22 protein-coding genes are annotated in these 26,456 nt (G+C 37.2%); 9 read left to right on the top strand and 13 right to left on the bottom strand.

Annotation, left to right across the window (positions count from 1 at the left end):
- The first annotated feature begins 124 nt into the window (after positions 1-124).
- Positions 125-1,717, top strand: a complete 1,593-nt coding sequence (locus tag F564_RS0105650; RefSeq protein ID WP_028121760.1) for a T9SS type A sorting domain-containing protein — start codon at positions 125-127, stop codon at positions 1,715-1,717.
- A 54-nt stretch (positions 1,718-1,771) separates the two neighbouring features.
- On the opposite strand, the gene F564_RS0105645 is transcribed toward F564_RS0105650, so the two are convergent.
- A complete protein-coding gene (locus F564_RS0105645) occupies positions 1,772-2,476 on the bottom strand; it encodes a LytR/AlgR family response regulator transcription factor (RefSeq protein WP_028121759.1) in 705 nt (234 codons plus the stop codon).
- Positions 2,477-2,691: 215 nt separating this feature from the next.
- Here F564_RS0105645 and F564_RS0105640 point away from each other — a divergent pair, with 215 nt between their 5' ends.
- From F564_RS0105640 to F564_RS0105625, 4 genes are all read left to right on the top strand, one after another.
- Positions 2,692-3,579, top strand: a complete 888-nt coding sequence (locus tag F564_RS0105640) for a DUF4349 domain-containing protein (protein WP_028121758.1) — start codon at positions 2,692-2,694, stop codon at positions 3,577-3,579.
- 144 nt (positions 3,580-3,723) lie between these two features.
- Positions 3,724-4,095, top strand: a complete 372-nt coding sequence (locus tag F564_RS19835; RefSeq protein WP_051259576.1) for a hypothetical protein — start codon at positions 3,724-3,726, stop codon at positions 4,093-4,095.
- Positions 4,096-4,246: 151 nt separating this feature from the next.
- Positions 4,247-4,639 carry a heavy-metal-associated domain-containing protein gene (locus tag F564_RS0105630; RefSeq protein WP_028121757.1) on the top strand — a complete coding sequence of 131 codons (393 nt, stop codon included), beginning with the start codon at positions 4,247-4,249 and terminating at the stop codon, positions 4,637-4,639.
- A gap of 19 nt (positions 4,640-4,658) precedes the next feature.
- Positions 4,659-6,995 carry a TonB-dependent receptor domain-containing protein gene (locus F564_RS0105625; protein ID WP_028121756.1) on the top strand — a complete coding sequence of 779 codons (2,337 nt, stop codon included), beginning with the start codon at positions 4,659-4,661 and terminating at the stop codon, positions 6,993-6,995.
- A 62-nt stretch (positions 6,996-7,057) separates the two neighbouring features.
- Here the strand turns inward: F564_RS0105625 and F564_RS18765 are convergent, their stop codons facing one another.
- Entirely contained in the window at positions 7,058-7,285 is a 228-nt protein-coding gene (locus tag F564_RS18765; RefSeq protein WP_051259574.1) for a putative signal transducing protein, read from the bottom strand.
- Positions 7,286-7,287: 2 nt separating this feature from the next.
- On the bottom strand, positions 7,288-8,295 hold the full coding sequence (locus F564_RS0105615) for a quinone-dependent dihydroorotate dehydrogenase (RefSeq protein WP_028121755.1): 1,008 nt from the start codon (positions 8,293-8,295) through the stop codon (positions 7,288-7,290).
- Between the two features lie 534 nt (positions 8,296-8,829).
- On the opposite strand from F564_RS0105615, the gene F564_RS0105610 reads away from it, so the two are divergent.
- The 4 genes from F564_RS0105610 (at position 8,830) to F564_RS0105595 (ending at position 12,842) form a co-directional block, all read left to right on the top strand.
- Positions 8,830-9,321, top strand: coding sequence for an RNA polymerase sigma factor (locus F564_RS0105610; RefSeq protein ID WP_034980849.1), 492 nt, complete (start codon positions 8,830-8,832; stop codon positions 9,319-9,321).
- Complete coding sequence (locus tag F564_RS0105605) at positions 9,311-9,904, top strand: hypothetical protein (RefSeq protein WP_028121753.1); 594 nt, start codon at positions 9,311-9,313, stop codon at positions 9,902-9,904. Before F564_RS0105610 ends, F564_RS0105605 begins: the two co-directional genes overlap by 11 nt.
- Positions 9,905-10,157: 253 nt before the next feature.
- The gene (locus F564_RS0105600) at positions 10,158-11,699 is read left to right on the top strand and encodes a glycine--tRNA ligase (protein ID WP_028121752.1); all 1,542 of its coding nucleotides are present in this window, start codon (positions 10,158-10,160) and stop codon (positions 11,697-11,699) included.
- A gap of 120 nt (positions 11,700-11,819) precedes the next feature.
- Positions 11,820-12,842: a T9SS type A sorting domain-containing protein gene (locus F564_RS0105595; RefSeq protein WP_028121751.1), complete on the top strand. Its 1,023-nt coding sequence runs from the start codon at positions 11,820-11,822 to the stop codon at positions 12,840-12,842.
- A gap of 147 nt (positions 12,843-12,989) precedes the next feature.
- Here F564_RS0105595 and F564_RS0105590 read toward each other — a convergent pair whose 3' ends face one another.
- The 10 genes from F564_RS0105590 to rpiB form a co-directional block, all read right to left on the bottom strand.
- Positions 12,990-13,415 (bottom strand): hypothetical protein, encoded by a 426-nt coding sequence (locus F564_RS0105590; protein ID WP_028121750.1) that lies wholly within the window; start codon positions 13,413-13,415, stop codon positions 12,990-12,992.
- Between the two features lie 105 nt (positions 13,416-13,520).
- The gene (locus F564_RS0105585; RefSeq protein WP_394330626.1) at positions 13,521-15,566 is read right to left on the bottom strand and encodes a prolyl oligopeptidase family serine peptidase; all 2,046 of its coding nucleotides are present in this window, start codon (positions 15,564-15,566) and stop codon (positions 13,521-13,523) included.
- Between the two features lie 303 nt (positions 15,567-15,869).
- A complete protein-coding gene (locus tag F564_RS0105580; protein WP_028121748.1) occupies positions 15,870-16,511 on the bottom strand; it encodes a tetratricopeptide repeat protein in 642 nt (213 codons plus the stop codon).
- A gap of 105 nt (positions 16,512-16,616) precedes the next feature.
- The gene (locus tag F564_RS0105575) at positions 16,617-18,848 is read right to left on the bottom strand and encodes a TonB-dependent receptor (protein ID WP_028121747.1); all 2,232 of its coding nucleotides are present in this window, start codon (positions 18,846-18,848) and stop codon (positions 16,617-16,619) included.
- A 484-nt stretch (positions 18,849-19,332) separates the two neighbouring features.
- Positions 19,333-19,701, bottom strand: a complete 369-nt coding sequence (locus F564_RS0105560; RefSeq protein WP_028121746.1) for a YraN family protein — start codon at positions 19,699-19,701, stop codon at positions 19,333-19,335.
- 12 nt (positions 19,702-19,713) lie between these two features.
- On the bottom strand, positions 19,714-20,643 hold the full coding sequence (locus F564_RS0105555) for a S66 peptidase family protein (protein WP_028121745.1): 930 nt from the start codon (positions 20,641-20,643) through the stop codon (positions 19,714-19,716).
- Between the two features lie 366 nt (positions 20,644-21,009).
- The gene (locus F564_RS0105545) at positions 21,010-21,687 is read right to left on the bottom strand and encodes a LysE family translocator (RefSeq protein WP_028121744.1); all 678 of its coding nucleotides are present in this window, start codon (positions 21,685-21,687) and stop codon (positions 21,010-21,012) included.
- A 275-nt stretch (positions 21,688-21,962) separates the two neighbouring features.
- Positions 21,963-24,113: a ribonuclease R gene (gene rnr / locus F564_RS0105540; protein WP_028121743.1), complete on the bottom strand. Its 2,151-nt coding sequence runs from the start codon at positions 24,111-24,113 to the stop codon at positions 21,963-21,965.
- A gap of 38 nt (positions 24,114-24,151) precedes the next feature.
- Positions 24,152-25,264, bottom strand: coding sequence for a PDDEXK nuclease domain-containing protein (locus F564_RS0105535; protein ID WP_051259573.1), 1,113 nt, complete (start codon positions 25,262-25,264; stop codon positions 24,152-24,154).
- 184 nt (positions 25,265-25,448) lie between these two features.
- A complete protein-coding gene (gene rpiB / locus F564_RS0105530; protein ID WP_028121741.1) occupies positions 25,449-25,880 on the bottom strand; it encodes a ribose 5-phosphate isomerase B in 432 nt (143 codons plus the stop codon).
- Positions 25,881-26,456 lie beyond the last annotated feature (576 nt).

The following is a 26,456-nucleotide window of genomic DNA, read 5'->3' as shown; positions in this document are numbered from 1 at the left end:
AGTTTTATATGAGTAATATGATATCATTTCTTTTGTTGTTCATCAATTATAAAAGTCGTTTGTCAATTATATTTTGTCAATCAAAAATCACCATCTAATATTACATTAAATAAATATTGATTTTATGAAAAAAATTCTACTTTTAGGTTTGGCACTCTGCTCGGGGTTATCTTTTATAGATGCGCAAACTGCTCCTACAAAAATTTGGGATAAACATTTTGGAGGAAGTGATGATGATATAGGCTACAGAATTGAAAAAACCGCAGATGGTGGATATATTTTGGGAGGGCAATCATCTTCCCTAGACGGTGATGTTGTTGGTACTCATGCAGGAAACCCAGAAACACCAATTAATGATCTTTGGCTTGTAAAGCTTGATGCAAACTACAATATTACTTGGGCAAAAACTTTTGGAGGAACTGGCTTTGATGATTTTTATGATATGACTCAAACTACAGATGGCGGATATGTAATGATTGCCTATACAGATTCATATGATTTTGACGTTACCGATAATCACGGTGATCCCAATGATTATTATGGTGATGCTTGGGTAGTAAAAGTAGATAAGGATGGAAACAAACAATGGGCAAGAGCAGTTGGTGGATTGAAAGGTGAATTTCTGAGAAGCATTACGAAAGATCAAAATGGTAATCTTATAATGGTTGGTACTACCAATTCTGAAGATGGTGATATCACTACACCATTAAAAGGAAATTCTGATCTTTGGGTTGTAAAAATGGATAATGCCGGAAATTTATTATCTTCAAGAACTTATGGAGGAAGCTCTCTGGATGAGGCGTACAGTATACAAATGTTACCAAACTGGAATTACATTGTGTCCGGAAGAACCTATTCCGGCGACGGCGATGTAACCAATCATAATGGCACACCAGGCATGGATTCTGACATTTGGCTGGTAGAATTCAATCCGGCTGGCGATATCGTTTGGCAAAAATCTTACGGCAGCTCTTCCAACGATAATGCATGGAAAGTATTGCCTACCGGTGATGGCGGACTGTTAGTCGGAGGTGTGGCTCTAGGAAATAACGGAACCGTGACTCCCACCACTTTTGGCGTAGTAGATTTTTATGTAGTGAAACTGGATGCCCAACGTAATATACAATGGCAGAAAAAATATGGCGGAACAGCTAATGATAATTTGTTTAATATGATCGCTACGCCAGATAATAATTTTTTACTTATTGGAAGCAGCATATCCAATGACAATGATGTTACCAACAACTATGGAAATTTTGACATCTGGATTGTTAAAATCAATCAGCAGGGTAACATGATATGGCAAAAAAATCTTGGTAGTTCTGGCACCGAAAGCAGCAGAGATGCATTATATCTTGATAACGAAAATATTTTAGTTTTTGGACACAACACAGCAGCAGGCAACGATGTTACGGACAATTACGGTCTAGGAGATTTATGGCTTGTAAAACTTGAAGATAAAATTTTAAGCACCACAGAGAGCAGCAAGCTTAAAGTCAGCGTCTATCCCAATCCAACAACTGACATTCTATATATTCAAAGTGCTAAGAACGAGATTAAGAAAGTAGAACTATATGATATTGCCGGAAAATTAGTAAATATAGAAACATCTAAAAAAAAATCCGTAGATCTAAAAAACTTAACTCCAGGAAATTATATTCTCAGAGTTTATGATAAAGAGAACAAATCCACGACCCATAAAATTATCAAAAAATAATTTCTTCATTTTTTAATTTTAAAGTTAAACTGTCCAATATGATTGGGCAGTTTTTCATTTAAAATGATTTAGATTTTCTTTGTAAGATCTTCCAATTGGAATTGGTGTTTCAGATTTTAAAATAATTTCCTTTGTCTTGATAGAAGTTATATAATCCGGATTTACCGCGTAACTTTTGTGGACACGCAAAAATTCTTGAAAGTTCACTTCCTTCAGGAGAGATCCAAGGCTCATTAAAACGTAATGTTTATCCGTTAAAGTCACTATCAATGTATAATTTTGAAAAGCATTCAGGTATAAAACATCATTCAGAAAAATTTTCACTTTTTTGTGACCTTCTTTGACGTAGAAAACATTTCTTTCTTCTTCAAATTCGTATTGAATAGCTTTTGTCCGGATCCGCATATATTCTCGGATTCTATTTACGCACAAAGAAAAACGCTCAAAAGAGTACGGTTTCAGCAAATAATCCAAAGTTTCCAGCTCAAAACTTTCCAAAGCAAATTCCGGATGATCTGTTGCAAAAATACAGATCGGGACTTGTTTCGCTTTTTTTCGAAGTTCCAATCCGCTCATATTGGGCATATCGATGTCGAGAAACAAAATATCCACTTCATTATTATCAGTTGCGACGAGCGCATCTGTGGCGTTTGAACACACTTTTACGATTTCCAGATCATCAAATCTGGACAGATAACTCGTTATCGTCAGTCGATCCAATTCATTGTCATCCACAATTACACAACGATACGTGTTCATAAAAAAAAATTTATCGAATTTAACGATTTTCATCAAATATTAAATCTTAAAATTGATTCAACCCAAATACTGACATAAGATTAATTTTACAAAATACTCATTATCAACTATTTAAAACTGAAAATTAGATTTACAAGTAATATCACTTCGATTTGCAGAATAACTTTTATTTTAATGATCAATTTTGGAATCTTAACCCCAAACAATCATCTATTATGAAAACAAAATGGTTATCCATAAGCTTAATTGCTTTGACTCTAGTTGCCTGCAAAAAATCTGAAATGATAGAATCTGCCTATGCCACCACCAACTATGCTCCTGACAGCTCAGCAGTTGTTTCCGATAGCATTTCTATGGTTGCGACGCAAAACATCAAAGACAGACAATTTGTAAGAACAGCAGAGGTGGATATGGAAGTTAAAAATGTCTATGATGCCACCATCTCCATAGAAAAACATTTAGTTTCTTTAGGTGGATTTGTAACGCAAAGCAGGATGGAAGCGCAAACTTTGTCGGAAAAAACTTTTAACATTTCTGATGAATCTGCGATGTTGATCAGAAAATTTCAGAATCAGAACCGTATGCAGGTGCGGGTTCCGACTGAAAAACTGGGCGAATTTTTGGGTTTTATTAATGATAAAAAAGTGTTCCTCAATTCCAGAGTCATCTCTGCAGAAGACGTTTCGGCCGGCATTCGATTAGCCAAACTGGAATCTGAAAGACAGGCAAAAACGAAAGCTCAAATCTCGCAGATGAAATTAGGGAAAGATAAGATCAATCTTGACGACAGCCATAGTTCTGAAGCGAATATTCAGAAATACGCTGATGAAATTCTTGATGATCATCTCAAGTTTTCAACCGTTGATCTTGCCATCAAAGAGCCAAAAACAAGTGTCGCAAAAATCCCAGTGGCGAACACAAAAAATGTTGATAACGAGTACAAATACAATTTCTTCTTCGATGCGAAAAATGCTATTGTAGAAGGATTTTATCTGATTCAGCAGATTTTTGTTTTTCTGATTTCGATTTGGCCACTTGTTTTGTTTGGAGGATTGGTTTTTTATTTTTGGAGAAGAAAACCTTTTGTAAAAACTGAGAAATAAGTTTTACATCGCAAAGGCGCAGTAAAATTTAATATTTGGCGTTTAAAAGTCGCAAATTAAAACTTTGCTACTTTTATCAGTGTCAGAATAAAATAATTGCGCCTTTGCGTTTGAGTAATTTAAATTTCATAATTTTGCAAAACGATGTTGAGAAAACTGCAACTTTTGATGGTGATTTTCTGTTTGGGGATTTTTGTATTTCCGAAGCAGAATTTCAATGCGCAAGTTGCTCAGAGTTCTTGCTGTGAATATCAGACTCAAACTTCTGACTGTTGTGCGAAAGAAGATGCATCATCAAAATCCTGCAATCACGATTCCAAAAACGAAAAAGATTGTAAAGACAATTGTAACACTTGCAAAACCTGCAGTTCCGGATTCGTATTTTCGGTTGTTTTGAATAACTTCGATAACAAATTGAGAACGCCAATTTTCCAAATCGAAAATCAATATTCTTATGATTCTCAATCGCCATTAGCACGAGCATTCATCATTTGGCAACCGCCTAAACTTGGTTAATTTTTATTGAATTTTATCTTTATATAGTCTTCGAGAGCCTCAGACTGACAAGTTGATAGCTTCAAACTCGGGACTGACAAGTACAATTTTTGAGATGTCACTCTTAGCGGAGTCGAAGAGCTTCTCATCAAACAAATTAAAATTAATCAAAATGAATACAATCATAAAATCAGGCATTTTATTCCTCTCTATATTTCTATTTTCCAATTTTTCTGCGCAGACAAAAACCTTCAAAGCCAAAGTAGAAGGTAATTGTGGAATGTGCAAAGAACGCATCGAAACGGCTGTAAAAGCAGACAAACACGTAAAGTCAGCCCACTGGAGTATGACAAAAAAAGTCCTGACCGTAAGTTATGACACTTCTAAAACGGACAAGAAAGCCATCCTTAAAAGCGTAGCCGAAGCAGGACATGACAACGAGATGTTCCGTGCATCAGACAAAGTCTATGACGATTTGGACTCTTGCTGCCAGTATGACCGTCCGGACAACAGCAAAAAGATGGGGAAAAATACCGACACCAAACAAGTTTGCGAGCTTAAGTAATTAACTTCAATTTTTAACGATGAACAATTTAAGTAAAAAACTGATGTTTTTTGTGCTGTTGCTGACGTCTGTTTTTTCATTTGCACAAGCTGTGACAGAACAGTTTTTGGTCAAAGGAAACTGCAATATGTGCAAAGCCAGAATAGAAACAACTGCTGTAAAAGCTGGCGCAATCTCTGCCAACTGGAGCGCAGAAAACCAAACCTTGACAATGGTTTTGGACGAATCCAAAGTCACTTGCGACACGATTCTAAAACAAGTGGCAGAAGCCGGACACGACAACGAGAAATTTAAAGCACCAGACGGCGTTTACAAAGCCCTACCAGCTTGTTGCTTGTACACGAGAGGTTCAGATAAAAATGAAAACAATCACGAAGATTCTGATTCTGATCAAAAAACGAATCAGATTGAAGGTGTAAAACTGACGAGAGAAAAAGAAGCAACTGCCATCAGCAAAAAAGAAGCAGGATTAATTTTCAATATCAGTTCCAAAGAATTGCTGAAAGCCGCGTGCTGCAACCTTTCCGAAAGCTTTGAAACCAATGCAACCGTGGACGTTTCGTTCAGTAATGCGGTGACTGGAACCAAGCAACTGAAGATGCTGGGACTTGACCAAAAATACACCCTTCTTACAAAAGAACAACTGCCTGAAATCCGTGGTTTGGCTTCGGCTTATGGTTTGAACTTCATTCCCGGAAAATGGATTGGCGGAATCCAATTGACGAAAGGCGGAAGCACCGTGGTGAACGGCTACGAAAGCATCACAGGACAGATCAACACAGAACTTCTGAAAACCAAAGACGACGCAAAAAAAACAGAGACAGAAATTAATCTGTTCTCTGATAACAATGGTCGTGTGGAAGCGAATGTGACAAGCACTTCTCCCATTTCTGACAAATGGACTCAAAGTGTATTGCTTCACGGAAACGGAACTTTCGGTGATACAGATATGAATGATGACGGTTTCCTCGACAGACCAAAAGGGAATCAATTAAATGTCGCTTATTTATTGAATTACAATGATTTGCAAGGTTCTGGATTCGGTTCGCATTTCGGGATTAATTTCTTGAAAGATGAGCGAACTGCAGGACAAATCGGATTTAATAAAAAGATGCCGCAGAAAGACCAATCGCTTTATGGCGTTGGGATTGACATTTCGAGATTGCAACTGTGGAACAAAACGGGTTATGTTTTCGAGGGGAAACCCTATCAGAGTTTGGGCTGGATGAACCAACTGACTTACCATCAGCAAGATAGCTTTTTCGGATTGAGAAATTATTTTGGAAAAGAAACTTCTTATTATTCGAATTTGATTTTTGAAAGCATCATCGGAAATACGAACAACAAATATAAAGTGGGCGCGAGTTTCCTTTATGATAAATACGACGAAGATTACCTTTTGGACAATTACAAAAGAACCGAAACCGTTCCAGGCTTGTTTGCGGAATACACTTTAACAGGCGAAAAATTCACTTTGGTGACTGGCGCTCGTGTGGATTTTCATAACCTGGCAGGAACACAGTTTACGCCGAGAATGAACTTCAAATATGATTTGACGCCGACAACGATTTTAAGAATCTCGGCCGGAAAAGGTTTCAGAACTGCGAATGTTTTTGCGGAAAGTCAGGCCTATTTTGCTTCCAACCGAAAAATTGAAATACTGAATAATGGTGGCAAAATCTACGGTTTGAAACCAGAAATTGCGTGGAACTACGGTATCAGCCTTCAGCAGGAATTCAAATTGTTTGGAAGAAAATCGACTGTTTTAGCAGACTTTTTCAGAACCGATTTCCAAAATCAAGTGGTCACAGATTTGGATGAATCTGCGCAGAAAATATTGTTTTATAATCTTGAGGGAAAATCGTTTGCGAACAGTTTCCAGACACAATGGGATTTTCAGCCGGTGAAAAATCTGGAGTTCCGCGTTGCTTACAAATATTACGATGTAGCTTTGGATTACTTGAGCGGACTGAAAAAAGTACCGTTTATGGCAAAACATCGTGGATTTGCAAACGTGGCTTATTCTACCAACAAAACCGATAAAGGCGCGTTTTGGAGCTTCGACACAACTTTAAATTTAGTTGGAAAACAAAGACTTCCAAGCACAAAATCAAATCCTGCGGAATTCCAAATTGGAGATTATTCGCCGAGTTATTCTACTTTGAACGCCCAGATTTCAAGAAACTTTTCTGAGAAGATCCGGGTTTATTTGGGTGGCGAGAACTTGACTGGTTATCAGCAGAAAATTGCGATTTTGGACGCTGCCAATCCATTCGGAAATGACTTTGATGGCGGAATGGTTTATGCGCCGGTGATGCAGCAGAATTTCTACATTGGTGTGGATTTTAAGTTTTAAATCCTTCCGGGATATGACTATAAAACCTCGCCAAATTAAGTGTTTGGCGAGGTTTTTTGTTTTTATTGACTGTCTTTATGATAAAATTCGGTCATCAGTTCATTGGCCTTTTCCAAGTCATTTTCTGAAACTTTCAGCTGAACGCCGCCACTTGTTGTATTGAATAAATTATAAGTATTGGCTAAAATATTGCCGAAGACAAAAGCTTCAACTTCGTTGGTTTCTAAGAAAATCTTGAGCATTTCCGCTTCTATTTCTGTGTTGAATATTTTGAGTGTAATTAATTCCATTCCTATAATTGTTTGAGAATTGCCTGATTGATTTCATTAATCAATTCCGGTCCTTCGTAGATGAATCCTGTGTAGAGCTGAACAAGACTCGCGCCAGCTTCTAATTTTTCAATGGCATCTTCTGCGGTGTGAATTCCGCCAACGCCGATAATTGGGAATGCTTTTCCACTTTCTTCGGAGAGAAATCTGATAACTTCTGTCGAACGTTTTGTCAATGGTTTTCCGGACAGTCCGCCAGTTTCGGTTTTGTTCTCTGAGACCAAATTTTCTCTTGACAAAGTCGTATTGGTTGCGATGACGCCTGCAATCTGCGTTTCTTTTACGATATCAATAATATCCAAAAGTTGCTCATCTGTCAAATCTGGTGCGATTTTCAGAAGAATTGGCTTTTGTTTTGGCCTTTTGAGATTGAGTTTTTGAAGTGTTGATAACAATTCTGTCAAAGGTTTTTTGTCCTGAAGTTCTCTTAGATTGGGTGTATTTGGCGAGCTGACATTCACGACAAAATAATCCACGTGCGGAAACAATTTCTCGAAACAGATTTTGTAATCGTTGACGGCTTCTTCGTTGGGCGTCCCTTTGTTCTTGCCAATGTTTCCGCCGATGAGAACGTTTTTATTGTTCTTTAATCTTTCAATCGCGTCGTCCACGCCGCCATTATTGAAACCCATTCTGTTGATGATTGCCTCATCTTCCTTCAATCGGAACAATCTTTTTTTATCGTTTCCAGCTTGAGGTTTCGGTGTCAAAGTTCCAATTTCTATGAAACCAAATCCAAGCTCAGAAAGCTCATTGAAGCACTTGGCGTCCTTATCAAAACCAGCAGCGAGACCAACTGGATTTTTGAATTTCAGTCCGAAAACTTCCCGTTCCAGACGTTTATCAACCATTGGTTTTGGTAAAAATAATTTGGTCAGAAAACCAAAATTCCTGAGAGCCGCAAAGCTAAAGTAGTGGATTTCTTCTGGATCGAATTTGAAAAGAATGGGGCGAATAATGCGTTTGTACATCGGAGAAAAGTTTTACAAATTTAAGTTTTTGTAATGATAACCTATTACACAATGATCAAATAAAATTTCGAAAAATAGCAGGACATCATAATCAATTCTAAAAGCACCCATTTTTTTAAGGCAATCCACTTTGAAAAATCACAGCGTTTTCCTAGCCTGAAAACTATTTTTAAGTAATACGTTTTGTTTTTGTGTTTTTGGATTTAATGATTGTCCGCAAATCCGCCCTCAATGAAAACCCTTTGTATTCTTCGCTAAGTTTACGCCTTTGTGGGTCATCAAACGGTTGGTAGTTTAAAAAAAACAGTGTGAACCTGGTGTTAAAAATCGGCATGATGCGTAATAACAGACAACCCCATTTCAATTTTACCAATGGTGGATATCACTATTCGTCAATCGGTGCTTTCTGAAAATAAAAACCATTTGCCAAAGTCTTTTCATGATTTGAAACGCGTCCGTCAATTTTGAGACGCTTTTTTTGTTTTAAATATGTAACATTTTCTGTTACTTACACTCTAAATTCTAAAAACAGACATGCAGGTTTTAAACTTCGAAGCAATATACCACGATTACTGGAAACGGATCTTTCGTCTGTGTATGGGTTATGTGAATGACGATGATCTGGCTAAGGATCTTTGTCAGGAAACCTTTGTTGCGGTTTTCCGGCAACTGCCAAAGTTCCGGCAGGAAGCTGCAGTCGGAACCTGGATTTACAGAATTGCGACCAATATTTGTCTAAGGCAGATCCACATTGAAAAGCGAATGCCTAAAAGTGAGTTGCCTTATCAAATAAAAGATCATTCCGAGAAAGAATACAAGCTGGAGCAGGATAAAATGACAGACTTTCTTTACCAATGCATCTCAGAATTACCGGAACTGGAGAGGATCATTATTTCCCTTGAACTGGAAGAAATGAAGCAGGCAGACATTGCTGAAGTCGTTGGAATCTCGCCAGCCAATGTGAGAGTCAAAATACACAGAATCAAAGAAAAGTTAACTGAAAAATTTAAGAATTATGCCAACTAAACATATTAATTTCCAAGACATCTGGAACAAGAAAAGTGCAGATATTCCTAACATCCAAGAGATTAAATCCGCCGCAGACAAATACAGAAAAAAACAATTGGCTGCAACAGTTTGTCAGATGTTTTGTCTTCTTGGTACTGCTTTCGGAATTATTTTTATATGGTGTGTCATTGATTTTAAAATGTTGACAACCAGTTTAGGAATTATTTTGATTCTGATTGCATTAGCACTTTACATTTATCTTTATTCTCAGAATATCAATGTGATCCGGAAGATCAATCCGTCCATCAGCAATCAGGCATATTTGGCTTCTCTGAAAAAATTACAGCATCAGCAAATTTATATGCAGACCAAGGGAATCAGTATTTATTATGTTTTATTAACTGCTGGTTTTGCTTTTTATTTCTATGAATTTGCGCTCAGAATGTCCACACTAGGAGCAACAATGGCCTATGGATTAACATTTTTGTGGCTCGCCATTGCGTGGTTTTTTCTAAGACCGAGACAGATCAAAAAACAGAATGCGAAAATCTCAAAAGTCATTGACTCTTTGGAATTGATTGAGAAAGACCTGAACAATTAAGGAAACGTTCTTCAAAACTGAAAACGTAACTAGCCCTGATGGTAGTGGAAATCCTTTTTTGCGTTGGCTTCGAGAACCTCAGCCTGACAAACGTAATGCAAAAAAGATTGCAACGGACAGCAGGTTCCCGGCTCCTGATGATTTGATTAAATTCCAAATCAATGTAAAATTTTCCGTGGTTTTTAAAAAGTTGCGTGTTCCGGCTTCCAACTTCCTGTATTTTCCTTATTTTTGCACTTCAATTAAACGAAATATGGCAAAGCAAGAAGATGTTTTCAAGAAAGTGATTTCTCACGCGAAGGAATATGGTTTTATTTTCCCAAGTTCTGAGATCTATGACGGACTTTCGGCGATCTACGATTACGGACAAAACGGTGCGGAACTGAAAAACAACATCAAACAATACTGGTGGAAAGCGATGGTTCAGCTGAACGAAAACATCGTGGGCATCGACTCTGCCATCTTTATGCACCCAACGATCTGGAAAGCTTCCGGACACGTGGACGCGTTCAACGATCCATTGATTGACAATAAGGATTCTAAAAAAAGATTCCGCGCGGATGTTTTGGTAGAAGATTACTGCCTGAAAATTGAAGATAAAGAAAATAAAGAAATAGAAAAAGCGGCCAAGCGATTTGGTGACGCTTTCAATAAAGCTGAATTTGAAGCTACGAATCCAAAAGTGCTGGAATATCGTGCGAAAAGAGCGGCAATTCTTACAAGATTGGCAAAATCTCTGGAGACAGAAAACCTAGCTGATGTAAAAGCACTAATCGAGGAACTGGAAATTGCTGATCCTGATACTGGTTCTAAAAACTGGACGGAAGTGAGACAATTCAACCTGATGTTTGGGACCAAATTGGGTGCTTCTGCTGATACAGCGACCGACCTCTATTTGAGACCAGAAACGGCTCAGGGGATTTTTGTGAATTATCTTAACGTTCAAAAAACGTCAAGACATAAATTACCTTTCGGGATTGCGCAGATTGGAAAAGCATTTAGAAATGAGATTGTTGCGAGACAGTTCATCTTCCGAATGAGAGAATTTGAGCAGATGGAAATGCAATATTTTGTGGCGCCAGGAACGGAGTTAGAGTTCTACGAACAATGGAAAACAAAACGTCTTAACTGGCATTTGGCTCTTGGATTGGGTTCTGAAAATTACCGTTTCCACGATCACGAGAAATTGGCGCATTATGCGAATGCAGCGTCTGATATTGAGTTTAATTTCCCATTTGGATTCAAAGAATTGGAAGGAATCCATTCCAGAACTGACTTTGATTTGAAGGCTCACGAGAAACATTCTGGTAGAAAATTACAGTATTTTGATCCGGAAAGAAACGAGAATTATGTGCCTTACGTGGTAGAAACTTCGGTTGGTTTGGACAGATTGTTCCTTGCCTTGTTCTCCACTTGTCTTAAGGATGAAGTTTTGGAAGATGGCTCTGAAAGAACTGTTCTAAGTTTACCTCCAGCCTTGGCGCCGGTAAAAGCAGCGATTCTTCCATTAATGAAAAAAGATGGTCTGGCAGAATACGCTGAAACGATCTTCAATGACCTGAAGTATGATTTCAACTTGTTCTACGAAGAAAAAGATGCGATCGGAAAACGTTACAGAAGACAAGATGCCATCGGAACGCCACTTTGTATCACGATCGATCACGACAGTTTGGTGGACAATACTGTAACCATCAGAGATCGTGATACAATGAAACAGGAGAGAGTTGCTGTGGCAGATCTTCGAAGAATTATTGATGAGAAAACAAGTTTTAGGAATTTGCTTGCAAAGATTTAAATTAACTATCTTCAGTATAAAAAACGCAGTAATTGTTTTACTGCGTTTTTTTTGTAATGTAATATTAGGAAACAACACACAATATACTTATTTTTGCAAAAAAAAACATAAATTTTTAAAATGAAAAAAACTTTATTCGCTTTGGCGTTTGCTTGTAGTATGGTACAAGCGCAAACGGTTACAGATTACGTTACAGGAGCAGGAAACCCAACTGGAATCGTTTTTGATTCCGCAGGAAACCTTTTTATTGGAGATGAAAGCAATTATGCGATTAAAAAATTCTCCTCTGGAACACTCTCCACAGTCAAAACAGGAATGAACGGACAGCCGAGACAAATTATTTTAGATAGTAACAACAAGTTATGGGGATCTTTTCAGGCTTTATCTAGTATAAAAGAAATCAATCCTTCTACTGGTGTATCAACTTCATTTCCTGCAACATCACCATTTGGAATTTTGGACAGTGGCACCAATTTTATATTTTTCACCCAGTCAAACGGAAAGCTTGTTCGGTACGACAAAACCACAGTAAGTATGACAGAACTTCCTTATGTCCTTACAAGTCCGAAAGGAATGGCGAAAGATGCAGCCGGAAATATTTATATTGCCACAGCCGGAACTGCTAATGAAGTTGTTAAGATAACTCCCGCTGGAGTCATCACTACTTTTGTTGATAATATTCCAAATCCACAATATCTTGCATTTGATGCAATTGGTAATTTATACATATCAACAGATTACAGAGGCGAAATTTACAAATATGGCGCTGGTGAAACAGATATGGCAGCAGATGTCTTTGTGTCAGGTTTAAATTATACGAATGGGCTTGCTGTCTATAATAACAATTTATACTGTGCTGTGGTTTCCAATGGGAAAGTTGTCAAAATTTCACTTGACGCATTGGCTACAGATGAAGTCAAAGAAAATGACTTCACTATTTTTCCCACAATGGCAAATGACTTTATAAATTTAGAAACAAAATACGTACTTAATGCTGTGGAAATTTATACTGCAGATGGTAAAGTAGTTAAGCTTCCTTCTCTAAGTAAAAAAATAGACGTTAGTAAGCTTAAATCTGGTGTTTATTTTCTGAAAGCAAAAGTTAATAACAAGGTGGTTTCCAGAAAATTCATCAAAAAATAATTGATTTAAGTAGCGATTAGCTTTGCATCTATATCTTAAATATACAAAGACTTCCTTAAATTCTTACAGATACTTGGTTTGAAAATAAAGTATCCCATAAAAACCCGGCAAATAATTGTCGGGTTTTTTATAAAATTTTATAGTATGTTACTTCACTTTTCCCAAATGGATGACATTATCACCTTGCGAAATAAATAATGAATCGGTTGTTGTCTCTGCAGAAATACTGTTTCTTTCGTAAAGTTCACCGGCTGTTGTTGCTTTTTTGAAGTCCAGAACATACTTCATATTATTTGCTTCTATGGTGATGGTTTTTGACTGGTCATTCTCTATGAATGTGGCTTTTGCACGGCTTCCGTCGCTCGCTTTGTAAGGATAGGAAACCATCGTTGTCTTTTTACCGTTCACTTCTTTTTCCATTGAAGTCGTGGTTGCGCTGTCTATTGTTCCATTGTTGTCCACGATTGTCGTGTCTGTGGAATAGGTCTGCTTCATCATTTTGCTGTCTTCATTTTTCTTGCAGCATACCAAAGCAACAGCAATGGATCCGAAAATTAGAATATTTGTTTTCATCGTTAAAAGAGTTTTAAATTATAACGTTTTAATCTATCAAATAGTTTTCCAAATACAAAAAATCCCGAAACGAATTTCAGGATTTTAATTATAAAATTTATTAAATTATTTCTTCAAAGCTTTGATGCCCATTTCGAACAAGGCAAAACTTAAGAGATCGGCATTTTCGCCAATCACTTGTTCTGTAGAACGTCCTGCGCCGTGACCGGCATTTTTCTCGATTCTTAACAAAATCGGGTTGTTACAGCTTTGTTTCTCCTGCAATTCTGCCCCGAATTTGAATGAATGCGCCGGTACTACTCTATCATCGTGATCACTGGTGATGATCATTGTCGATGGATAACAAGTGCCTGCTTTCACCTGGTGAACCGGCGAATACGACTTCAAATACTCGAACATTTCTTTGCTGTCTTCAGCTGTTCCGTAGTCGTAAGACCAGCCTGCACCAGCCGTAAATTTGTTATACCTCAGCATATCCAAAACACCAACACCGGGGAAAGCTACTTTTGCCAGATCCGGACGCATCGTCATTGTTGCGCCAACCAGAAGTCCACCATTGGAACGGCCAGAAAGCGCCATAAATTCCTTGGAAGTGTAACCTTTTGACTGTAGATATTCTCCAGCCGCTATGAAGTCTTCAAACACGTTTTTCTTCTGCTGTTTTGTTCCGGCATCGTGCCACTTCTTTCCATATTCTCCACCGCCACGGATGTTAGGAACTGCGTAGATGCCGCCATTCTCCATCCAGATGGCATTCACTACAGAAAATGCAGGCTGTAAACTGATGTTGAAGCCGCCGTAAGAATAAAGGATTGTTGGGTTTTTACCGTTGAGTTTCGTTCCTTTTTTATAATTGATCATCATTGGAATTTTCGTACCATCTTTTGAGGTGTAGAAAACCTGCTCAGAGACGTAATCTCCGGGATTGAATTTCACATTTGGTTTCTGATAAACTTCAGATTTTCCGGAATCTACATTAAACTTGTAAGTGGTTCCTGGTGTAATATAATTGGTGAAAGAATAGTAGAGGTCTTTCTCTTGTTCCTTCCCATTGAATCCCGAAATGTTTCCTTTGCCCGGAAGCGAAATTTCTCTGATGAGTTTTCCTGTTTTATCAAATTGCTTAACAATATCTATCGCATCTTTCATATATGTAGCAAAAAAATAACCGCCACCGTTTGAGATTCCCAACACATTTTCACTTTGCGGGATCACATCTTTCCAGTTTTCTGGACTTGGATTTTGAATGTTCACCTTTACCAATCGCATATTGGGAGCGTCTTTGTCTGTGAAGATGAAAAGGTCATCACCTTGCGTGTCCACAATATCGGCATTGATGTCAAATCCTTTGTTGATCTGGACAAAATCACCTCCGTTCTTCAGATCTTTAATATAAAGTTCATTTCCGTTGGTCGCATTGGCGCCTGAAATGATCAGGAATCTCTGATCTTCTGAAACGCCTGCAGAAAGATATCTTCTAGGTGTTTTTTCACCTCCGAAGATCAATTGATCCTCCGATTGCTTTGTGCCTAATTTGTGGTAATACACTTTGTGTTTGTCTGTCATTCCGGAAAGAACGGTTCCTTCCTTAGGTTTGTCGTAGCTGGAGTAATAGAAACCATCGTCGCCCTGCCACGAGATCCCACTGAATTTCACATCCACAATCGTCTCATCGATTTGTTTTTTTGTAATGGCATCAATGATGATGATCTTGTTCCAGTCACTTCCGCCTTCGGAGATAGAATAAGCGGCAAGATTTCCTTTTTTGTTGAATGAAAGATTGGAAAGCGAGGTGGTTCCTTTGTCTGAGAAAAGATTTGGATCCAAGAAAACCTCGATGTTTTTGGTTTTAGGTCCGGTTCTGTAAATCACAGATTGTGCCTGCAGACCGTTGTTTTTATAGAAATAGGTATAGTCGCCTTCTTTGAACGGCGCGGAGATTTTTTCATAGTTCCAGATCGTTCTCAGTTGATCTTTGATCTGCTCTCTGAAAGGGATTTTTGAAAGATAATTTTGACTGAATTCAACCTGATCATCAATCCAAACTTTGGTTGCATCAACATCATTTTCTAAATAACGATATGGATCTGGAACTTTAACACCAAAATATGTGTCAACGTGATCATCTTTTTCAGCTTCAGGATACTTCATTTTTTGAGAATAGATAGTGGCTGAAAATAAGACTCCAGCCGTTATACATAGCAGTTTAATATTCATTGATAAAGGTTTTCTCAAAAATACAAAAAAATAAAAACTTCCAAAGTCTGTCGCAAGTGTGTTTGTAGTTGTTTGGTCTCCCGCAACTTGTTTGGACCAAATCACAAGTTGTTTTTTCTCTAAACAACTTGTTTAGACTAAAACACAAAATGCTTTTGCTTCCTACAACTTGTTCGGACCAAAAAAAATTCCCTCGCCAAAGACGAAGGAACAATATGAAACGTGAATGTTTGTGTTTTATTTCTGACTAATGAAATATTCAGCCTCGGCTTTTCCCCAATTCGGATCCAAGGCCGTTTTCGATTTATAAACTGCAAATTGTTCCAAAGATTTTTTGAATAATTCTACACCTTTTGGCTTGCTGCCGCCGTATTGTTCTGGTGTGAAATATGCATCTTCTGCCAAGAGCACCGTGATCCTAGGATTTTCCGGATCCAGTTCTATAGCTTTTGCCAATGCATTCTGAGCAATTGGTGATTCCTGCATATAACGGGACATTGGATCTACCATCATCCTGAATCCACTGGTGATCTTTTTCAGGATGAAGATCTCGGCATTGTTCGGGCTCAGTGTTTCTGCCTTCGCAATGTATTTTTCTGCCTGTTCTGCAACCGGATCCAGTTCCGTGGTTTTTCCAGATCTCATTAGCACTCTTCCTTTCTGTATCGTGGCATAAGCGGCATAATAATAAGGCAACCACTGCGCATTTTCTTTGGTTCCGATCCTATCAAAATCGTTGGCCAGCGCTGTTAATTCTTCAGTTGTTTTGGAAGCTTCTATCTTGCTTATTTTCTCTGTCATTGTCTTCTCATAAGCAGTTTGAGCAAATGCTGCGAAACCTAATAAAGAAAGGCCGAAGGTTAAGATTAATTTTTTCATAGGAGTTGTTTATTTGTTTGTTTTAATTTCTGATTCAAAGATAGAATGACTTGTAATTGAATTAAATTTTATTCTGCTGAGTTGTCATTTTTGGTAACTGAAAGGTTATAAATTATTATTAATCGCATCATCTGTCTTATCAACGCCAAAGCTTATGAAAGCTCCCACGAACACAAAGGTATTAACCGGTGGTCGTACCGCAGATCTGGAAAAATTGCCTGGGTCTGATGAAAAATTGTATCCATAGATGTTCTTATTTCCCAAGATATTATTGATGCTGAGAACGAACACGGTGAAGGATTTTGAGTCTTTTTTACCAATACTAGGCACATAATTCACGCTGAAGTTGAGTCCGCTGTAATCTTTGAGCCTTCCACCCTCCTGGCGGAAAGCGTTTTGCCCATTCTGGGAAATAATATCATAATAAGGACGGCCCTTTGCATAAGTATAAGAAAGATTAAACCCGGTTTTCCAATCCATCACAAATTTTTTGGCAACAGCATTGATGGTATGTTTCGAAGCAAAATTAGGCGTTAAACTAAAAGGATAGTTTAAAAAATCCCTTTTGGAATCCAGATAAGAATAAGTCACCCAATAATCTATGTTTTTGAAGGTCTTTTTGTCTCTCCAGAATAGCTCTAGTCCCTTGGTAAAACCACTTCCGTTACTATTGTCTGCAAACTGAGAATATGAATTACTTGTAGAGGAACCTCCGGCAGAAGAAGTTTTAATCAGTTGATCGTATTTTTTGTAAAACGCTTCGAATCTTAGATTTCTCCCTTCTGCGTTTTTCTGAACCTGAAAAATATAATGATCCGCTCTTTGAAAATCAAAATTGTTAGACATCAGGTATTTGCTTTCCGGATTTTGGTAAAATATGCCGTATGCCAGAGATGTTGTCCATTCTTTTGAGATCCGATAAGCTAAGGCCGCTCTGGGCGAAAAATTCCATTGGTCGAGATAAGATGAATGTTCTGTTCTTGCGCCTATTTTTGCAGATAAGTCATTAGTGAAAATCAAATCGGTTTCTGCAAAAGCAGATGAAATAAGATCTTTATAATGTCTTTCGGAAGTGCCGTACTTCATATTTTCATCAGAATGATTAATTTCTAATCCACCTCTAACCGTGTTTCTCCCCACTTTTCTTTCAACAACCAATTTTCCATTGATATAATTGGAAATGCTGTGGATTTTGGTATTATTAATTACAATATCATTTTTGAGATTTGAAAAGTCAAGATTGTTAGAATTATAGGAAGAAGAAGCACCCATATTCACCAGATATTTACCGAACTTTTCTCTATAAGACAAATTGTGATAGGTGTTATTACCCTTCAGATCCACTTGGTTTCGGTCATAATTTGCCTCCAAGCTTTGCGATCCTACAGACATTTCGTTTTGATCTATGCTGCCGTAATACTTGATGAATCCTCCTTTTTTGGTTTTAATTCTGAAATTTCCGTCAAATCCGTAACCTTGCGGATATTTTCCAAAATCTGTATTAAAATTAAGTAGTTTTCCCATGAGTCCAAGATTAGAATAACTTCCTGCCACACCCCAAGATGCTGTTTTCTCTTTATTCAGTTTCTGATAATTGGCACTCAGGAAAATCGGGGAAACACCGAAATCAAAAGAAGTCGTTTCCGGCAGATCTACACTTTCCAAAATCAAAACAGATGACAAAGCCTGACCATAAACTGCAGAATATCCACCGCTTGAAAATATATTTCCTTTAAACAAAGACGTATTGAATCTATCTCTACCCGCAATGCCCGGAACAGAACTGCTAAAATAATTATTAATGAGATTTCCATCCATAAAGATCTTGGTTTCTGCACCAGTTCCGCCTCTTACAAACAAACCTTCGCTCTCTCCCACTTTCTGAACGCCTGGCAAATAACCCAACGCTGAAGTTATTTGTCCGTTTGCGCCAGCTGTAGTATAAATATCTAATGGAGAGAGCAAAGCTGCAGCGCGTTTTTTATCACTTGCTTCTATGCTTCCGGCGGTGATTACGACCGCATTGATCTCATTGATCTGAGCTTTGACACTTGCGGGAACGTTGAGATCCTTCCCTTCCAGTTTTACGGGAATTTCTACTTCTTCATAATTGCTTCCCGAAAAAACCAGAATTTTGTCTCCAGATTCTGTGGTTGTAAAAGAATAATTTCCGTTTTCATCAGAAGTTGCGCCATCATATGTATCTTTTAATGTGATATTGATATCTTTTAAAGATTTGTTTCTGAAAGTGACTTTCCCGGAAATGGTAATCTGTGACCAAATACTGATGCTCATCAAAATTGCTAATAATCCTAATATTCTGCGTTGAAGTTTCATATAGTTTAATTTTATCCAAAGGTATTTTAGCGAATTGTAAAATTAAATTTAATTTGACTGAAATGTAATTTTTCACCACTCAATCGTTGGATGTTTCACGTAAAACATTTTTTTTATCGCACTGGATTTAAAATTGTTAGAAACCAATACAATCAAATACCTTTAAATCTGTGGAATAGCAATCCGCTACCAGCTTACATCTATAAAGCCACGATTGCACATCAAGCTCAAAAATAGTTTAATCAACTTTACCTATGAAAAATCTAAGACGTCTTGGTCTTTCAGGACTTTACTATTGCATCTTGTCAAACGGTTTCTAAACAATAAATGGTGCCTCCAAAGTCTCACACAAAAACACAGAAAACTGCTAATTTTACTGAGAAAAATGGAAAAGTCGAAATGGATCTTAGTGTTTTCAAATGATCACCGGTTCTGCATGCTATGCTTATGATCTATCAGTGTATGATTTCCTACTCAAAAAAAATCATATTTCAAAACTTTGGAAAGCATCAATAATATGAGTGATTTCCAAAGTTTTTTCTTTGTTGGGAAGGACAGAAATGATGTCGAAACGCACTTCTTTATCGATGTTATTTTCTTCGATGTAATAGTTGGTGGCTGATATTAACAACTTGATTTTCTTTTTATTAACTGCTTCCTGAGGTTCTAAAAATGCATCTGTGTGTCTCGCTTTGACTTCAATTATAATAATTTGATTTTCAAACTCGGCGATGATATCAACTTCGGCCTTCAGATATCGGAAATTGCGGGCAAGAATTTTATAATTTGCCTTCATCAAAAAATCTACCGCCAAGTCTTCTGCTATTTTTCCAAAGTCGTTGTGGTCTGCCATCTCAAATATTATTTAAAACTTAATAATCACATCTTTGCCGACTTTCATCGTCATTTCTGAACCGATAATCAAAGGCCTGTTGTCGAAAATATGTCCGTTTGGGAAATTGAAAGCTGTTGGAAAATCATATTTAGAAACTCTGTTTGCAATCTGTTGGTTGACGAATGGGTCGAAGGATTCTTCGTAGCTTTTGTTCTCGCCTTCTTTTCCCATATTGGTCATTCCGCCAATGATGAGTCCTTTAATTTTCTTGAAAACGCCTGCAAGTTCCAGACTCATAATCATTCGGTCCAGCGCGTAGAAATTCTCACCAATGTCTTCTATGAATAAAATCTTATCCTGAAAACCGAATGAATATTTGGTTCCCAAAAGCGCGTAGATCAGCGCCAGATTTCCACCAACCAAAGTTCCGAAAGCCTCTCCTACTCTATTGTGTTCTGTAGATTCTATTTTATAGTTTGGGAATTTCCCTTTCAGAATATCGAAGGTTAAGTCATAACTTTCTTCGTTTACGCCAAAGCTTGACGTTTTAATCGTCTGTCCTTGGATGGATGCAAAACCTTTTTTCAACAGATAACTTTGGATTACCGTATTGTCAGAATATCCGATGTACCATTTTGGATTTTTCTTGAATGCTTTCAAATCCAAATGCTGAACCAAATGTTGGCAACCATAACCACCTCTCGAAGCCCAGATTGCAGAAATCTCAGGATCGTTCAGAGCCCAATTCAGGTCCTTAATCCTTTGTTCTTCTGTTCCGGCATATGAATAGCCATTTTGGAATTTTGTGTAGAGATTTTCGCCTAAAACAGCTTCGTAACCTTTGCTTCTAATTAATGCTAAAGTTTTCTCTAATTGAGTTTCTTCAACAGAACCAGCTGGGGAAATAATAGCGATTTTGTCTCCTTTTTTTAGGGATTTTGGAAAAATGGTGTTTTGCATTTGTGTGGGCTTTATTTTAACGCAAAGGTCGCAAAGATTTTTTTTATTTTATTGAAAATATTTTAAGATTCGCAAAGACGTAAAACTCATCAAAGAAATGTGACTGTAAAGAATTTTGTCATTCCGTAGGAATCTCAACAGCCTAGATTCCTGCGGAATGACAAATTTGTGTTGATTTTAATGATTAACAAAATTGAATATTTGTAGTAAGTGTCGATTGATGACAAATCTTCAACTTTGCGAAGCGCGCCCCGACCTGAGTGGAGCTCTTTTTGTAAGCATTGGAAAAGCATTGGCACAAAAAAGCGGGAACCCTTCGACAAGCTCAGGATAAACTACAGGCGGATAAAGGCGGCCAAAAAAACATTACTTAATCTTCGGTTTCTGTTTCTCTGCTTTTTCCAATTTTTCTTCAAACTTATTGAACTTTTTGAAGCTTTGCATAAATATAAAGATACTGAAAAGCATCAAGATACAACCAACTGCTTTTCTAATCTTGTTGGCAATACGCTGGTTGAGTCTGTCGTGAAATTGTTTTGCTAAGATGATTTTTGACAAATCTATCAATAAATAAGTTCCAATCACAATCCCAATGTAAAGAACGAAATCCTCCACTCTTGGATAGGCATTTCGGACGGAAACGACCGTTACGAGCCAGAAAAGAACGACACCGATATTCAGTAAATTGAGTAAAAATCCGTTGAGAAAGGTCTTGATATAATTTTGGTCGATGAGTTTTTCTTCGCCTTCGATGTGCATTTTGGTCCTCGAAAGGAGCATATAAATGGCATAAATGAGAATCAGAAAAGCGGAAATCCGGTAAAATCCAGGATGTTTATCGATGAGGCTAACGAGGTCTGCACTCGCATAATAACTGACAACTATGCAAAGTAAATCCGCAGTCACCACGCCAATATCCAAGGCAATCGCGTGTCTGGGACCTCTGGAAAAACTGGTTTCTATGAGCAGGAAAAATATGGGTCCGATGAACACCAAACTCAGCATAATTCCTAGGCCGACTGCGTATAAAATGAGTTCTAACATTCTTAGTTTTTTGTGAAAAGCAAAATGTATCTTGTAAGTAGCTTATTGCAGTTAGCTTTTGGCTATTTATTTTATTATCAATCAAATAACATCAAATCAATGTTTTTAATGATGAATTTCTACTTAAAAGACGAAGACAAAAATACATTTTACTTTTTAATTAATGTTATCTGACTATATAAACTTAAAATCTTCAACCATATAGGACATATTTTAAAATGAAAAAGCTAAAATAGAGAGTCTACTTTAGCTTTTAATTTTATGTTTCTATATAGTTATTCCACAATTTTAAAATCGAGTTGTTTGGCAATCAGATTGGCCTTCACCACTTTGATCTTAACCTGGTCTCCCAGTTGGAAAGTATTGCCTGTTCGTGAACCTATAATCGCATAATTCTTGGCATCCAGAGAATAAGAATCATCGACCAAATCGCGGAGTTTGATCATTCCTTCTGCTCCATTTTCAGGGATTTCTACCCAGAAACCGTAGTCGGAAACGCCGGAAATAACGCCTGTGAAAACTTCGCCCACGTGTTCTTCCATAAATTTGACCTGCATAAATTTGATACTTTCTCTTTCCGCTTCAGAAGCCAGTCTTTCCATTGCTGAACAATGTTTGGACTGCGTTTCCACTTCTTCTTTGTTAGGCGATTTTCCACCGTCTAAATAATGCTGAAGCAATCTGTGCGCAATGAGATCGGGATAACGGCGGATGGGCGATGTGAAATGTGAATAATATTCGAAGCCAAGTCCGTAATGTCCAATAGGGTTTGTGGAATAAACAGCCTTGCTCATACTTCGCATTGCCAGGGTTTCAATCATATTTTCTTCGCCTTTGCCTTTGACATCGCTCAATAATCTGTTTAATGATTGCGCAACGGTTTGCGTATTTGCCAAGTCCATTTTGTAACCGAAAGTTCCTACGAAATCCCTTAAAGCGGTCAATTTTGCTGGATCCGGATCATCGTGAATACGGTAAATGAAAGTGTTTCCTGTTGGCTCGTTTCTTTTGTTTAATGAAATAAATTCGGATACTTTTTTGTTGGCCAAGAGCATAAATTCCTCAATCAAATGGTTGGAATCTTTGCTGACTTTGAAGTAAACGCCAATAGGTTTGCTGTTCTCATCTAGGTTGAATCTTACTTCGCTTCTGTCAAATGTAATCGCACCATTTCGGATTCTTTCGGCTCTTAGGATTTTGGCTAATTTATCTAATTGAAGGATTTCTGTCGTCAAATCGCCTTCCTGAGTTTCGATTCTTTCCTGTGCTTCTTCGTAAGAGAATCTTCTGTCGGAATGGATTACCGTTCTTCCGAACCATTGTTTATGTATTTTCGCATCTTCATCCAGTTCAAAAACGGCTGAGAATGTGAATTTATCTTCATTTGGTCGCAGTGAACAAACGTCATTACTCAAAACCTCCGGAAGCATCGGCACTACTCTATCGACGAGATACACCGACGTTGCTCTTTTGTACGCTTCATCGTCCAGAATAGTTCCCGGTTTCACGTAATGCGAAACGTCTGCGATGTGAACGCCAATTTGCCACAATCCGTTTTCTAATTTCTGAATGGATAAGGCATCATCGAAATCTTTCGCATCTTTCGGGTCAATCGTGAAGGTGCAAATATCACGCATATCCCAACGTTTGGCGACTTCTTCGGTGTTGATGCTTCGGTCGATTTGGTCAGCGTCGTGCTCCACTTCTGGTTCGAAGTTGTAAGGCAAACCGTATTCTGCTAGAATCGCATGGATTTCTGTTTCGTGGTCGCCCGGCGTTCCAAGAACCTGGATGATCTCGCCTTCTGGATTCTTACTTCCCGGTCGCCATTCGCGCATTTTGACGATGACCTTATCGCCATCTTCTGCCTGGTTGAAGTGATTTTTAGAAATGAACATATCTGTGTTCATCGTTCTCTTTTCAAAAACCACAAATCCGAAATCTTTGTCTGCAATCTTTTGGAAAATCCCTACAAAAGTGTCTTTTGCACGTTCCAAAACCTCTACAACAGAGCCTTCTACTTTTTTACCTTTGAAATTATAGGTAACCAAAAGCACTTTGTCGCCTTGCAGAGCATCTTTCACATTTTTCTGGTGTATAAAGATATCATCCGGCATCCCTTCTACTTTTACGTAAGCATTTCCGGACTGGTTGAAGTCTATCACACCAGTCAATGTCCCTTCTATATTGACATTGACGATGTATTTACCTTTCTCGGTTTCTTTAATTTTCTGTAGCGCCTGCAATCTGTGAAGCGCCTGGATTACAAGCTCTCTTTGTCTTGGATTCTTGTAATCTATGCCATCCGAAATCTGTTTGTAATTATAAATTTTGGATGTTTTCTGATTCATAAAACGAAGGATTGTTCTTCCGAGATCCAGAAGTTTCTGTTCGTTTTTATGAGATGTATTTTTTTTGTTTTTCATTTTAATTTTAATTGTTTGTTAAGATGTTTTAAATTCATCTAAAATTTTTCCTGTTCCTCATCAATAATCCTTTTCAGGTCTTCTTCTTTTGGAAGGCTTACCAAATATTTGTTCACAAAAATCTGCTGAGAAAGTCCTGTGGTAGCATATTTTACTAAAGATTCGTTCTTGTTGGCGCAAAGAGTAATTCCTATAGGTGGATTATCGCCTTCGTTTTTCTCGTTTTCATTGTAATAATTGAGATAAACATTCATTTGTCCCGCATCGGCGTGAGAAAACTCGCCCAACTTTAAGTCTATCAAAATATTACAGCGCAAAATCCTGTGATAAAAAACCAAATCTATATAATAATGCGTGTTATCAAACGTGATTCTTTTCTGCCGTGCTTCGAAACAAAAACCTTTGCCCATTTCTAAAAGAAAAGTTTGCAAATGATTGATAATACTGAGTTCTAATTGATTTTCGGAGTAAGAGGTTTCTTCTTTCAGACCCAAAAATTCCAAAATATAAGGGCTTCTGAAAAAGTTTTCTGCTATGGGTTTCTCTGATTTTTGATGTTCCTCCAAGACTTTTTGCTTGTTTTTGCTGAGACCTGTTCTTTCAAAAAGCATAGAATTGATGGCTCTCTGCAATTCCCGGACAGACCAATTATTTCTGATAGATTCTGTTTCGTAGAAAGTTCTTTTGGTTAAATCATCTAGCTTTAGAAATTCTACAATATGCGAGAAGCTTAAGTGTTTGATTAATTTGTTAGATTCTATCTTCCATATATCATTTACATCATTAGAATTTTCAAACTCTACTGATTTTGCACACAGTGTCTGCAGAATTTCAGTGTACTGATTTTCAGGTAAATATAATTTTGCGGTCGGTGTATGCAAAATGTTTTGGTAGGTTTTATAAAATGTGGAAAACCAATAAAGATTTCTTTCCGATAATCCAGCAATATTCTTACATTTTTTTGCAATTTCCTTGTACAAATTCTTGCCATATTCCGCTCTGTCATTTCCATTAAGCTCATACTCAGAAATATAAAAACCAATTAACCAGTTTCTCAAAGTCAGTGCTACATTCACCTGTCTTTGAGCCTGGTTTTTGAAGAAAATTTGAGTTTCTCCAATTTTGGAAATTAGTAAAGATATTTCTTGCATTGTTTTAATTAATCCAAAAATGTGGATTTAATTTTTAATAAAGATAAAATAAAATAGGAGAGTTTGGGAAACCTTTGTATTAATTTATGGTTTCGTGAGAAAGAACTTTCTCTGTGAAATGCGTTGCAAAGATATAACTTTAAAAATAAAGCCTGTAATTGATAACATTACAGGCTTTTGATGTTTAGCAAAATACGATTTTATCGACTCTGTTCTGATGTCTTCCGCCTTCAAAATCCGTCGTCAGGAACTTATCTACAATCTCGAAAGCCAATTCTTTAGAAATGAATCTCGCAGGAATCGCAATCATATTCGCATCGTTGTGTTGTCTTGCCAATGATGCTATTTCCGGCATCCAGCATAGCGCGCATCTTATCTTGTGGTGTTTGTTAGCGGTGATTTGAACGCCGTTTCCACTGCCGCAGATGAGAATTCCCAATTCATTTTCTCCGTTTTCCACAGACGTTGCAGCTGGATGCACAAAGTCCGGATAATCAACAGAATCAGTAGAGTAGGTCCCAAAATCCTGCACATCATACTTACCTTCAAGGTATTTTTTGATTAGTTCTTTATACTCAAAACCAGCATGATCTGCGGCTATAGCTATCTTTTTCATTACTTTTAATTGATTGATTGATTTCATTGATAAAATTAATACATATTTTATTAATGTTGACACAGGATCTTAATAAAATTACTAATAATATCCCAATTTAATTATTTACATATCAATGATATAACATTGTTGTAATATAATCAATAATCAAATGATTCAACCATTAATAAAAAGATAATAGAATGTTAGAAATTGTTAGAAAACCTGTGGATAACTTCTGTCAAGTATTTCTTTTTATAACTGATTATTTTTAGTAATGGACTATTTCCTGACCAGTCCAATTCTTTATTTCAAATTACTTTTGGTTCACTTCACCCAACTTTATCCCCAGAAAGGTTTTGAATATTGATCGTTCTGAATAATTACAAACATTTGTTGATAACAATCTTAATTATTTGATTATCAATATTAAATTAATGTTAAAAACCTACTCATTAATCCACATTTCGTGTGATGAAATAATTGGTTTTTATTTCTCCGCATACTACCGCACTACAACAATACACTACAATATTATTTTTTTATAAAAAGAAAAAGAGATGTATCATATTGTAATGAAGATTTGTGGATTCTTTT

Source organism: Epilithonimonas tenax DSM 16811, assembly GCF_000428485.1.
GTDB lineage: Bacteria > Bacteroidota > Bacteroidia > Flavobacteriales > Weeksellaceae > Epilithonimonas > Epilithonimonas tenax.
Note: the sequence above shows the minus strand (reverse complement) of the source record. Positions and strands in the feature narration are given on the sequence as shown.